The 12,823-nt window shown below is 34.1% G+C and carries 14 protein-coding genes; 6 read left to right on the top strand and 8 right to left on the bottom strand.

The annotated features are described in order from the left end of the window. Window positions 1-14 precede the first annotated feature (14 nt). On the bottom strand, window positions 15-1,547 hold the full coding sequence (locus PYW35_RS12260; protein WP_103322194.1) for a PTS transporter subunit EIIC: 1,533 nt from the start codon (window positions 1,545-1,547) through the stop codon (window positions 15-17). A 125-nt stretch (window positions 1,548-1,672) separates the two neighbouring features. On the opposite strand from PYW35_RS12260, the gene PYW35_RS12265 reads away from it, so the two are divergent. The 4 genes from PYW35_RS12265 (at window position 1,673) to folE2 (ending at window position 4,495) form a co-directional block, all read left to right on the top strand. Continuing rightward, a complete protein-coding gene (locus tag PYW35_RS12265; RefSeq protein ID WP_103322195.1) occupies window positions 1,673-2,479 on the top strand; it encodes a MurR/RpiR family transcriptional regulator in 807 nt (268 codons plus the stop codon). Between the two features lie 78 nt (window positions 2,480-2,557). Further along, a complete protein-coding gene (locus PYW35_RS12270; RefSeq protein WP_016912560.1) occupies window positions 2,558-2,917 on the top strand; it encodes a YojF family protein in 360 nt (119 codons plus the stop codon). Window positions 2,918-2,929: 12 nt separating this feature from the next. Beyond that, a complete protein-coding gene (bshB2, locus tag PYW35_RS12275; protein ID WP_103322196.1) occupies window positions 2,930-3,598 on the top strand; it encodes a bacillithiol biosynthesis deacetylase BshB2 in 669 nt (222 codons plus the stop codon). Window positions 3,599-3,616: 18 nt separating this feature from the next. Then, window positions 3,617-4,495, top strand: coding sequence for a GTP cyclohydrolase FolE2 (gene folE2, locus PYW35_RS12280; protein WP_103322197.1), 879 nt, complete (start codon window positions 3,617-3,619; stop codon window positions 4,493-4,495). A 52-nt stretch (window positions 4,496-4,547) separates the two neighbouring features. On the opposite strand, the gene PYW35_RS12285 is transcribed toward folE2, so the two are convergent. The 3 genes from PYW35_RS12285 to tadA all read right to left on the bottom strand — a co-directional run bounded on the left by PYW35_RS12285 (window position 4,548) and on the right by tadA (window position 6,649). After that, window positions 4,548-5,132, bottom strand: a complete 585-nt coding sequence (locus PYW35_RS12285; RefSeq protein WP_016912563.1) for an NADPH-dependent FMN reductase — start codon at window positions 5,130-5,132, stop codon at window positions 4,548-4,550. 105 nt (window positions 5,133-5,237) lie between these two features. Then, a complete protein-coding gene (locus tag PYW35_RS12290) occupies window positions 5,238-6,107 on the bottom strand; it encodes a Cof-type HAD-IIB family hydrolase (protein ID WP_016912564.1) in 870 nt (289 codons plus the stop codon). A gap of 59 nt (window positions 6,108-6,166) precedes the next feature. Then, the gene (gene tadA / locus PYW35_RS12295) at window positions 6,167-6,649 is read right to left on the bottom strand and encodes a tRNA adenosine(34) deaminase TadA (RefSeq protein WP_103322198.1); all 483 of its coding nucleotides are present in this window, start codon (window positions 6,647-6,649) and stop codon (window positions 6,167-6,169) included. A gap of 68 nt (window positions 6,650-6,717) precedes the next feature. On the opposite strand from tadA, the gene PYW35_RS12300 reads away from it, so the two are divergent. Both PYW35_RS12300 and PYW35_RS12305 read left to right on the top strand, forming a co-directional pair. Further along, window positions 6,718-7,332 carry a deoxynucleoside kinase gene (locus PYW35_RS12300; protein WP_103322199.1) on the top strand — a complete coding sequence of 205 codons (615 nt, stop codon included), beginning with the start codon at window positions 6,718-6,720 and terminating at the stop codon, window positions 7,330-7,332. Continuing rightward, complete coding sequence (locus tag PYW35_RS12305) at window positions 7,322-7,990, top strand: deoxynucleoside kinase (RefSeq protein ID WP_016912566.1); 669 nt, start codon at window positions 7,322-7,324, stop codon at window positions 7,988-7,990. The genes PYW35_RS12300 and PYW35_RS12305 overlap by 11 nt, the downstream gene beginning before the upstream one ends. Before the next feature lie 93 nt (window positions 7,991-8,083). Here PYW35_RS12305 and PYW35_RS12310 read toward each other — a convergent pair whose 3' ends face one another. From PYW35_RS12310 to PYW35_RS12325, 4 genes are all read right to left on the bottom strand, one after another. Next, complete coding sequence (locus PYW35_RS12310) at window positions 8,084-8,794, bottom strand: HAD family hydrolase (RefSeq protein WP_103322200.1); 711 nt, start codon at window positions 8,792-8,794, stop codon at window positions 8,084-8,086. Between the two features lie 63 nt (window positions 8,795-8,857). After that, window positions 8,858-9,952: a branched-chain amino acid aminotransferase gene (locus PYW35_RS12315; RefSeq protein WP_016913184.1), complete on the bottom strand. Its 1,095-nt coding sequence runs from the start codon at window positions 9,950-9,952 to the stop codon at window positions 8,858-8,860. A gap of 106 nt (window positions 9,953-10,058) precedes the next feature. Then, the gene (locus PYW35_RS12320; protein WP_103322201.1) at window positions 10,059-11,021 is read right to left on the bottom strand and encodes an L-threonine 3-dehydrogenase; all 963 of its coding nucleotides are present in this window, start codon (window positions 11,019-11,021) and stop codon (window positions 10,059-10,061) included. Between the two features lie 485 nt (window positions 11,022-11,506). After that, window positions 11,507-12,694, bottom strand: coding sequence for a glycine C-acetyltransferase (locus PYW35_RS12325; RefSeq protein ID WP_103322202.1), 1,188 nt, complete (start codon window positions 12,692-12,694; stop codon window positions 11,507-11,509). Between the last annotated feature and the right edge of the window lie 129 nt (window positions 12,695-12,823).

The following is a 12,823-nucleotide window of genomic DNA, read 5'->3' on the forward strand; positions in this document are numbered from 1 at the left end:
ATAACACTCCTTCTTTATTCTTCTAAAGCTTCTTCTACTTCATTTTTTATTGTCGTAACATGTGGACCGTATATAATTTGTACACCTGTCCCTTTTCTCACAACACCTCTCGATTCAGTTGATTTAATCACATCTTCATCGAAAAGCTTCTCATCATGAATGGTTACTCTAAGTCTTGTTGCACAACAATCCACAATATCTATATTTTCTTTTCCGCCTAAACCTTTGATAATTGTCTTTGCACGATCGCTTGCATCAACAGACTGTATAGCATCTTCATCTTCACGTCCAGGTGTCTTAAAATTAAACTTCGTAATTAAGAATCTAAATGTCACATAGTATAATAAGAACCAAACAATACCAATTGGAATAACAAGTAAGAAGTTGGTCTTACTATTGCCTTGTAGCACACCAAATAGAATGTAATCAATAAAGCCACCACTAAATGTTTGTCCTATAGTTATGTTAAATATATCCGCCATCATGAATGCTAATCCATCAAATATTGCATGAATCACATATAAAACTGGCGCTATAAATAAGAAACTAAATTCTAATGGCTCTGTAATTCCAGTTAAAAATGACGTCAAAGCTGCTGAAAGCATTAAACCACCAACGACTTTTTTCTTTTCTGGTTTAGCCGTGTGATAAATTGCTAGCGCCGCCCCTAGTAGTCCGAACATCATTGTAATAAATCGACCAGACATATATCTAGAAATACCTGAATAATAATGCGTTAAATTAGCATCTCCCAATTGTGCGAAGAAGATGTTTTGAGTACCTTGTACGACCTTCCCATTAATCTCCATCGTGCCACCTAATGCAGTTTGCCAGAATGGTAAATAGAATATGTGGTGTAAACCAAATGGTCCAAGCATACGTAGAATAAATCCATAAATAAATGTACCGACAACACCTGTTTTATTAACTAGACCACCCGCATTGAATATCCAACCTTGAATCGTTGGCCAAACAAAGAATAAAATGACACCTAGTCCTATAGAAGCAACAGAAGTGACAATAGGTACAAATCTTGACCCGCCGAAGAAACCTAAAAACGGTGGCAATGAAATTTTGTTGTACTTATTATGTAGCATTGCCGTCATAATACCTACAATAATTCCGCCAAACACACCTGTTTCAACAGTTTGAATGCCTAACACCATCCCTTGACCAGCTTTAGCTAATCCTTCTTGTGCCGCGACATTGTCCGTAATGGTTAATAAAGCGTTCATAGTAGCATTCATAATTAAGAAACCGAGCATAGCGGCTAAACCTGCTGTTCCTTTATCACTTCTCGCTAAACCTATTGCTACCCCGATTGCAAATAATACTGGTAAGTTAGCGAAAACGATATTACCTGCTGACGACATTAATATAAATATATATTGCAACAAATCAATATCTAAAACTGGATATGCCTTTATTGTGTTTGGATTGCTCAAAGCGCCACCAATACCTAATAGCAGACCTGCTGCTGGTAAAATAGCGATTGGTAACATAAATGATTTCCCGAATTGTTGTGCTTTATCAAAAACTTTACTCATGTGAACACCTACCTCCCTGTTTAGCCTAAATATAACACCGTGAAAAACATAGTCAATATTATTATTTGTTTTGAAAAACCTTTTCAATTATACTAATCATTATTATATAAATTGAGGTGTAATACATGAATTTTGAAAATCGTATTCAACAATTTTCATACCTTTTCACAAAAGCTGATGAAAAAATAGCAAGTTATATTCTTGATCATCCTGTAGGAGACCATTTTTCTACAATCACATCATTGGCACATGCAATCGAAGTGTCTACTTCTAGCATCACAAGATTTAGCCATAAATTGAACTATCAACACTTCCAAGATATGAAGTTTAATATACAACACACTTATGAAAAATCTGATATTCAAAATGTTCCACTTATCAAAAGAATTCACGAATATCACCAAACGCTCATTCAACAAACGGGCGAATTCATATCCAATCAAAAAATTAATCAATTGATCGATATTCTATCCAATAGCGAACAAACGCTGTTTGCTGGTTTAGGAAGTTCTGGCTTAACTGCAACAGAGTTTTACTATCGAACAATGAGAATGGGCTTAAATGGTAGTGCCGTAACAGATGCTCATCAAATGAAAATAGGTGCATCATTACTATCAGAGAACGACGCACTTATCGCATTTTCTAATAGCGGGAAGACTGAGGAACTGATTAGTGCTGCAAAAATTGCAAAGTCACAAAATGCTACTGTCATCGCTATTACAAACTATGCTGGTAGTGAACTTACCGCAAATTCTGATATTGTCATCATGACAATTGATCAAACAAGAGTAAACGACAAACAGTTTATTAACACTCAAATTTCCGCACATTTTCTGATTGATGTTGTGAGTTATATGTTGTTAGAACGTCCAAATAATATGAATCGTTATCAACACACTAGAGAAGTTATATTAAAAGATAATAAATCTTAGTGTTGTGAGCAGATTGTATATAAATTTACTCGAGAATTTAGTAGAATAGTAAAGTATATACTATGAGGAGTGAAAGGCATGGAATTAATTCAAGTAGATCAAGTACAAACGCTAATATCAGAGTATGAAAATAAGCCAGTATATCTCCATGTAGAAACAACAAATGGTGCTTACGCTAACCATTTTGATAACAAAGTATTTAATGCTGGCACATTTTTGAGAAACATCCAAGTTACATTTACACATGCTCATTTAACTGGTGGGAATAAAGAACCTTATCGTGTTGGATTAAAATTAGACAACAATGGTTGGGTCTATGTACAAGGTTTAACACATTATGAGGTAACTGAAGATAAAGAACTATTATTAGCAGGACTAAATTATGAAGGACAGCTTGCTGCAACATTAGAAATAAGTAGCAATCCTTTCAAGGATTAAGAGGTGAATACAATGAATGATGAAAGACAAGTATTAGTTATTTTTCCACATCCTGATGACGAAGCATTTGGTACATCTGGTACGCTCAGTAAATTTGTAGATAATGGGACGCCTGTAACTTATGCATGCTTAACTTTAGGACAAATGGGACGTAATCTTGGTAATCCACCTTTTGCTACACGTGAATCTTTACCACATATTAGAGAACGTGAATTGGATGCAGCGGCAGCAGCAATTGGTATTACAGATTTAAGAAAAATGGGTTACAGAGATAAAACAATTGAATTTGAACCTAAAGATGAATTAGATAGTATGGTAAAATCATTAATAGATGAACTTAATCCATCACTTATTATTTCGTTCTATCCTGGTTATTCTGTTCATCCTGACCATGAAGCAACTGCAGATTCAGTTATAAGAACGGTCAGTCGTATGGATGAATCAGCTAGACCTAAATTACATTTAGTAGCATTTAGCAATGACACATATCGTGATTTAGGAGAACCGGATATAAATATAGATATTACTGGTTATGAAGAGCGCAAGATGAAGGTCCTTCAAGCTCATGCGTCTCAAACCGGTCCAATGTTACAAAACCTCGCTTCAAATACACAAGAGGGTGAAGCGGCTAAAGATATGTGGTTGAAGACAGAACATTTCTGGACATATCATATTGAATAGATAGTGGAGGCAATGTGAATGACACAATTAGATTTATCAACACGTGAAGCGCGATGGAAACACTTTGGTTCAGTTGACCCTATCAAAGGCAATAAACCAACTGAAAAAGAAAAAATGCCTGACTTACAGAGCTCTAAGAAAGATTTCCTTTTCGAGATTGAACATGTTGGTATTAAAAACTTAATTTACCCTGTCAGAATAGATGATTTTCAAACTGTTGGGAACTTTGAATTTTCAACAAGTTTAAACCAAGATGAAAAAGGTATTAATATGAGCCGTATTATAGAAAGTGTTGAAAAACATTATGATAACGGTGTGAAATTAGAGTTCGATTATTTAACTACATTATTAAATACCCTTCAATCTGTTATGCTCCAAAATACTGCTTCATTAGATGTTACAGCTAAATGGTTCTTCAATCGTTATAGCCCTATCACTAACCAAAAAGCAGTCGGTCATGCAGATATCAGATATATCCTTTCTGTTTCAGATGATAAAGTGACTCAAAAATCTTTAGGCATTGAAGTGCCAGTCACAACTTTATGTCCATGTTCTAAAGAAATTAGTGAATACTCCGCTCATAACCAACGCGGAATTATCACAGTCCTAATTGATTTGAACCCTGAGATAGACTTACCTGATAATTACAAAGATATCGTATTAGACGGTATGGAGGCTAACGCAAGTTCAATGTTATACCCAATATTGAAACGTACAGACGAAAAAGCCGTAACAGAAAGAGCATATGAAAATCCAAGATTCGTTGAAGACTTAATTAGATTAGTAGCTGCTGATTTAGTAGAACTCGACTGGATAAAAGGATTCGAAATAGAATGTCGTAACGAAGAATCCATACATCAACACGATGCATTTGCAAGATTAAAATATACGAAATAGTATAAAATCATACAAAAAAGGCAACAGCGCTCGCTGTTGCCTTTTTGTGTATTTATAAATTCACTTCTTCTTCTTCTGCTTCAGCCCACGGATTATTTTTAACCAGTTTCGTAATTTGCTCTGTAAATAATTTAACACGCAATTTAATGTCATCTACATCAATATAATATGTGCCACTTTCAGTTTTACCGAAATCAGCATCTTGTGTAGAGATTTGAACTGGAACTGCAATCCCTAATAAGTTTCTCATAATGATTCGCAAATGTGATAACGGTTCTGTGCTGCGCATACCACCACTATTACATATTAAGCCAACAGGTTTCATTTTAAATTGATCCATTGTTAAATGATCTAATGCATTTTTCAAAACACCCGAATATGAACCGTGGTAATTCGGTGTACCAATGATAATTGCATCTGCTTCTTCAGCTTGTTGTCGTAATTCATTCACATTAATTTTAATACGTTCATCATTTAAATGTCGACCTGATACATCTAAGAACGGTATTGGCTTGTCATATAAATCAAACAAAGTTACTTCTGCACCTTCGTCTTCTAAGTTTCCTCGAACAAATTGTGCAAGGGCATGTGTATGTGAATATTGTTTTGCGCTACCTACAATAAGTAATACTTTCACTGTTGTCACCTCAAAATTTTAATGATATTTCATTACGTATCATTATAACATACTAAAAAACTAAGAATTTGATTTTCAAGAAAAATCATTCTTATGGAGGATGTATTAACGATCATAATCTTTTAATGCATGTATAATCGCATTCCCTACACCACTATGTTCGTTACTGTCGGTAATATAATCAGCCATTTCTTTTACTTCAGGTGCTCCGTTTTCCATTGCAACAGCATAACCTGCTTTTTCTAACATTGATACATCATTCAAGTTATCCCCGATTGCCATGACATCTGACATTGGAATGTTTAATTGATCAGCAATTTCTTCTAATGCGATACCCTTTTGTGCATCAGAATGTGTAATTTCAATATTCCCTCTTGAAGATGATGAAACGGCTAAACTTTGAGATTCTGAAATTTCCGATTTAGCTCTATCAATTTTAGATAAATCACTTGAAAAGGCTAATATTTTCAAGATAATCTCTCCTGGACGATTTTCGATTTCATCATAACTATCCACTGTTTTTAACGTGCCATTATCAATTCTACTTTGAATGTTTGCTCGAATCTTTTTAACGTCAGCTTTTTGACCAGCTTTTTCAGCTATATCTACATATATTTCCAAGTCTTTCTCTGGATCTTCAGTGTAGATACCAAAGTTCGTATAAACTTGATAATAAATATCTTCTTTTTTCAAAACTCCCGTGATTTTATTGATTAAAGGACGTGTTAATTTAGAAGTATGGACGATATTAAATTCCTCATCCCTTACTTCTGCTCCATTTAAACAAATATATGGTAACGATAAGTCTGTTTTTTCAATCGGGCCATTTGCCTCGTAAAACGCTCTACCAGTAGCAATAACTACAGTTATACCTTTAGACTGTGCATATTTTATCGCTTCGTAATTTTCATTAGAAACTTCATGTGCTGCGTTCAATAAAGTACCATCCATATCTGTTGCGATTAACCTTATCATGAAAGTAACCTCTTTTCTTTATATTCAACATAAATTTTAACAAATAAAAGTAATAATCTCTATGAATCTGTATTATTCTGTTTAATTTGTTTTTTTAAGTTCCTTTTTTCTCTAAAAAAGTTTCGAAGCATGTCACCACATTCTTGTTCAAGTATCCCTCTTTCAACCGTAGCGCGATGATTAAAGCGCGTATCTTCTATTAAATTCATAAGGCTACCACTACAGCCACCTTTAGGGTCAGTTGCACCATAGACAACATGAGGTATTCTACTCATTACAATTGCACCTGAACACATGACACAAGGCTCTAAAGTAGCATATAATGTCGTTTCTTCTAATCGCCATGAATTAAGATATTTCGCCGCCTCTTGTATCGCAATCATTTCAGCATGTGCAATCGGACTTTGATCATTTTCTCTTAAATTATGTCCTTTACCAATCACTTCACCTTTATATACGACAATCGCACCAATTGGCACTTCATCCATTTCCCAAGCTTTTTTCGCTTCTTGAATTGCAAGTTTCATATAATTTTCATGCACGCTACATTTCACTCCGTTTAATTTGTGATAGAATAAGTATGTCTATTTTAACATCTGGAGAGATATATATGAAAAAAACCTTTATCGCAATAGAAGGACCAATAGGAGTCGGGAAAAGCTCCTTAACTAAAAAGCTTGCTAAAGCTCTAAATTACACTGAAGAATTTGAAATTGTTGATGAAAATCCATACTTAAGTAATTTCTATGAAGATATTTCTAAATGGAGTTTTCAAACAGAGATGTTCTTCTTATGCCATCGCTACAAACAGTTAACTGATTTAGAAAATATTAATGGTATCGTTAGTGACTATCACATTTTCAAAAATAAAATTTTCGCAAAAAACACTTTAAACGATACTGAATTTGATAAATTTAGTAGAATTTATGATATCTTAACTGAAGATATTCGCATGCCTGACCAAATTATCTTTCTCGATGCATCATTAGAAGTCCTTCAACAACGCATTGCTCATCGAAATAGATCTTATGAAACACAAATTGAAAATAATTACTTAGCACAACTCAAAAGTGATTATAATCAATTCTATGAAGAAGTAAAAAGTGAAATTGATACTATTCAAATAGATACATCTCACTTAGATTTCGTCAATAACACCACAGATTATCAACAAGTATTAACATTATTACAACCTTTGATTGGAGAGATTACACATGACAAATAAAGTCATACCTAGTGATGCTATTATCACAATTGCTGGTACTGTTGGTGTTGGAAAATCATCTTTAACACAAGCACTTAGCGAACGACTAAACTTTAAAACATCATTTGAAAAAGTCGATAACAACCCCTATTTAGAAAAATTTTACCACGACTTTGAACGTTGGAGTTTTCACTTACAAATATACTTTTTAGCTGAACGTTTTAAAGAACAAAAAAGAATGTTTGAATACGGTGGAGGGTTTATACAAGACCGCTCAATTTACGAAGACGTTGATATATTCGCAAAAATGCATGAAGAACAAGGAACAATGACTAAAGAAGACTATGCGACTTATAGAGATTTGTTTGAAGCAATGGTTATGACACCATATTTCCCTAAACCGGATGCCTTAATATACTTAGAATGTGATTATAACGATGTAATACAACGTATACAAAATCGCGGTCGACAAATGGAAATTGAAACAGATGAAGAATATTGGAAAAAACTATTCTCACGCTATGATAACTGGATTAACAATTTCACAGAATGTCCCGTCGTTCGTGTAAATATTAATGACTATGATTTATACGAAGATCCAGATTCAATCAATCACATTATAGATAAAATCGCTCATGTCATTGAAACTCATCGTTCAATTGATACACGAGTAAAATAAAATAAAGCTTGGGACATCAATCCCTTTCTCAAAATAAAAGATCTCTTCATTAGTTAAGGCTAGTGAAGAGATCTTTTTATAAAGAAAGACATGTTATTTATTCCATTCCGCTTCTTGCTTATAAAATTCATTAATATCTTGATAAATATAATCTGCGTCTGCTAAATCTTCTTTATTCCCCGTACCGCTAAGGACACCGACAACTGCTCTGAAGTGTGCGTTTTTACCCATTTGAATATCAGTTGGTGTGTCTCCTATAATCGCAATTTCATTTGGTGATACGTCCCATTTTTTATAAAAGTCTTCTACCATTTTAGGATTTGGCTTTTGATAGCCATTTATGGATGCTGTGATTTTTTCATCAATTAAATGTTCGACACCTGCATCTTTAATGAATCTTTCTGTACCGTCTATGTCATCACTTGTAATGATTGCAATATTATATTGTTTGTCTTTAAAAGCTTTTAATGTATCCAACAATCCTTCAATAACAATTGTTTCAGGTTCATATTCACTTATTAAGTCTTTACTTAATTGAACCGTCCATTTTTCAAGTTCTTGTTTGTCGTTTTCTTGTGCATATTTCGTAAACACATTAATGATATCTGATAATGTGCCTGATGCTAGTATGCCACTTGATAAAAATCTATCATTTACATAACCTAGTTCTTCTTGTAAAGATTGCTTATGATCAATGTGATATTTTTCTACAAATCGGTCTATCATAACTAATGAAATTTCTGACCACGTTTCATCAAATTCAAGCAATGTACCGTCTTTATCAAACAATAACCATTTAATCATCTTTTTTTCTCCTTTAAAAAGAGCGACACTACATTTAGTAGGCCGCTCAAGATTATTCAGCTCTTATACTGTTTCGATATGACTTTCTTTTCCTACTACAACTCTCCAACCATGTTTATCTTCTTTTTTACCTGTTTGAATTGCTGTATATTCATCAAATAACGTTTGAGTAATTGGACCAGTCTCATTATTATTAATCGTAATTTCTACATCGTCGTATTTTAAAAATCCAACTGGAGAAATAACTGCTGCTGTTCCTGTACCGAAAATTTCTGTTAAACGACCGTCTTGATGTGCATTAATAATATCATCGATAGATAATCGTTTCTCTTCAGTTTCATAGCCCATTTCTTGAGCAAGTTCCAGTACAGTTTTGCGAGTAATACCTGGTAAAATACTGCCATTTAATTCAGGTGTTACAACTTTACCGTCAATAACGAAGAATATATTCATACTTCCCACTTCTTCGATATATTTTTGTTCAACACCATCTAACCACAATACTTGGTCGAAACCTAATTCATTAGCACGTGTTTGTGCAATTAAACTAGCCGCATAGTTACCTCCACATTTAGCAAAGCCAACGCCACCTCTTACTGCGCGCACAAATTCGTCTTCTACATAAATGCTTGTTGGTTTCATTTGCTCAGCACCATAATAAGCGCCTACTGGAGAAAGAATCACTAAAAATTCATAGTCCGTAGAAGAACGCACACCTAAGTAAGGTTCTGTAGCGTATACAAATGGTCTAACATATAAAGATTGTCCTTCTCCACTTGGAATCCAATCACGCTCTAAATCTACAAGTTGTAATAAACCATTCAGCACTTTTTCTTCATCGATTTGAGGCATTTCAAGTCTTTTTAAAGATAAATTAATTCTCTTGAAATTTTGATCCGGTCTAAATAATGTAACATCATCGCCGTCTTTATATGCTTTCATACCTTCAAATACTGTTTGGCCATAGTGAAGACCTTGCGCACTTGGTGATAAAGTAATCGGCCCGTATGGAATAATTTTAGGCTCTGACCAGCCTTCACCCTGTTTATATGACATAGATAGCATATAATCAGTAAAGATTTCGCCAAAGACCAAATTTTGAAAGTCCGGTTTTTCTTTGAGCTGTTCACGCTTTTCTACGTAAAATGTTTCTGACATAATGATTCCTCCTAGGCTAATTAATAATTAATGTTAACAAGTATATCAGTCATGGAGGCGTTATTCAATGAATTTTTGGAAAATTTAAAAAATAAACACGATAAAGTTAGCTTCTTGCTAAATTATCTTTTTCTTTAATCGCTTTTAGCATTAATTCAGTCATACTATCTAAGTCATAATTTGGTGAAAATCCCCACTCTTCTTTAGCACAAGTTGAATCAATAGCGTTTGGCCAGCTATCAGCAATTGCTTGGCGTTCTGGATCAACATCATAACCTAATTCAAATTCAGGCATTTTCTTTTGAATAGATGCTTTGATTGTTTCCGGATCAACGCTCATCGCACTAACGTTATATGCATTACGATTGATTAATCGCTCACTGTCCGCTTCCATCAACTGAATAATTGCATCGATTGCATCATCCATAAACATCATATCCATATACGTATCTTGCGCAATGTAACTGTCGTATCTGCCTTCACGTATCGCTTTGAAATAAATTTCAACTGCGTAATCCGTTGTACCTCCACCTGGTTCTTTTACATAAGAGATTAAGCCAGGGAACCTCATACTTCTTGTATCTACGCCAAATTTAGTGAAGTAATAATCACATAATAATTCACCTGATACTTTATTTACACCATACATAGATGTTGGTCTTTGTATGGTAACTTGAGGTGTCATATCTTTAGGTGTATTAGGTCCGAATGCACCAATTGAACTTGGTGTGAAGAATTGCATATCGAATTCACGTGCTATTTCAAGTGCATTTACTAATCCACCCATATTTAAGTTCCATGCAAATAATGGATTCTTTTCTGCTGTAGCTGAAAGTAATGCAGCCATATGCATTAAAGTATCTCCTTCAAATTCCTTTACCAATACTTGAAATCTATCATGGTCGGTTACATCTAATATTTCAAACGGACCGTTATTTATTTCACTATCACTTTCTGGTTCTCTAATATCTGTTGCTAGAACATTATCGTTACCATATTTCTTTCTTAGTTTTATCACTAATTCAGTCCCGATTTGCCCTAACGCTCCAGTGATTATGATCTTTTTCATTTTAAAATCCTCCTGTATTGTTGGAATGTTCATTTGTACTCCCAAGAAAAACAAAAGCGCTTTCTTTAATGTCATTCTACATTATTTTAACGATTTTGTATACTTCAGAAGTACACAACGAAGATAAAAAAGTTACTTAATACATAAAAACAACAGATCACGATACTGTTTTTAGTATATAGTGTGATATGTTTTAAAAATTTTACGATTTTGTTCGTGCATGCTTGCCTAGGGGTATGGTTCGAGCCTGTAGTCTCTCTCACATACTATTCCCCTGGGCGTCAGCACTTCACAAAATCGTGAGGAATATTATAAAGAATTTTTGCTATTTATCATGTGGGACGTGACTTGATAAATTCACAGCCAAATCGCACGAAGACTCAGAAGATAAACTAAAAAGAGCGCAAATTCTTAAAATCAAGAATTTACGCTCTTTTACATTAATCTAGGATGTTAATATCCCATCCCTTTGTTAAAAATTAAATTTATATTAATCCTAATTCTTTACCAATTTTTTCGTAAGTTTCAATGGCTTGATCAAGTTGTTCTTTAGTATGTGCAGCAGTTGGCATGTTTCTCACACGGCCAGTACCTTTTGGAACTGTTGGGAATACAATTGCTTTCGCATATACGCCTTCATCCATTAATCGTTTACTAAATGTTTGAGCTTCCTTCTCTTCACCAATAATAACTGGCGTGATAGGTGTTTCAGAATGACCAATATCAAAGCCTTTTGTTTTTAAGCCTTCTTTTAAGTAATGAGCATTATCCCATAATTTATCATGCAATTCAGTTGAAGCCATTAATTTTTTAACTGACTCTGTAATTGCTTTCGTATCTCCAGGAGCTAAAGAAGTAGAGAATAAGAATGGTCTTGATGCAACTTTTAACCAATCAATTAAATCTTTAGTACCTGCTACATAGCCCCCTACTACACCAATAGCTTTAGAAAGTGTACCAATTTGGAAGTCTATTTTATCTTGTAAACCAAAATGTTTAACAGTTCCGGCACCTTTACCCATTACACCTGAACCATGCGCATCATCTACATATGTGATTAAGCCAAATTCTTCAGCTATTTCAACAATTTCAGGTAACTTAGCAACGTCCCCATCCATTGAGAATACACCGTCTGTGATATACATTACTTTATTATACTGTCCAGATTCAACGGCTTCTTTCGCTTTAGCTCTTAAATCTTCCATATCTGAATGATTCACACGAATGATTTTCGCTTTAGATAAACGACACCCATCAATAATTGACGCGTGATTCAATTCATCAGATAGTATTGCATCGTTTTTATTCATGACAGCTGAAATAGCAGCCATGTTACAGTTAAATCCTGATTGATATGCAATCGCACTTTCCGTACCTTTAAATTGCGCTAACGTTTCTTCTAATTCTCTATGCAAATCTAATGTTCCATTAATAGTACGAACTGCACCGGCACCTACACCATGTGTATCAATAGCAGCTTTAGCAGCTTTTTTCAAATCTTCGTCTGTAGCTAATCCAAGATAGTTATTTGATGATAAGTTGATATAACTTTTACCGCCGATTGTAATTTCAGCACCGTTCGCACCTTCAACGATATCAATTTCATTATATAAACCATTGTCCTTCAATTCATTTAAGTTAGTTGTTAAGAATGTATTTAATGTTTGGACCATTTTCACTGTCTCCTTTAGCACTTTTCATCAATCATAACACATCAAAATCAAAGAATTAAGCGTTATCATTGCAAATTGAATTGTTTAAATTTTCTATAAACTTTGCTACAATAGGCATACTATATTTTG

The organism is Mammaliicoccus vitulinus (genome assembly GCF_029024305.1).
Lineage (GTDB): Bacteria > Bacillota > Bacilli > Staphylococcales > Staphylococcaceae > Mammaliicoccus > Mammaliicoccus vitulinus.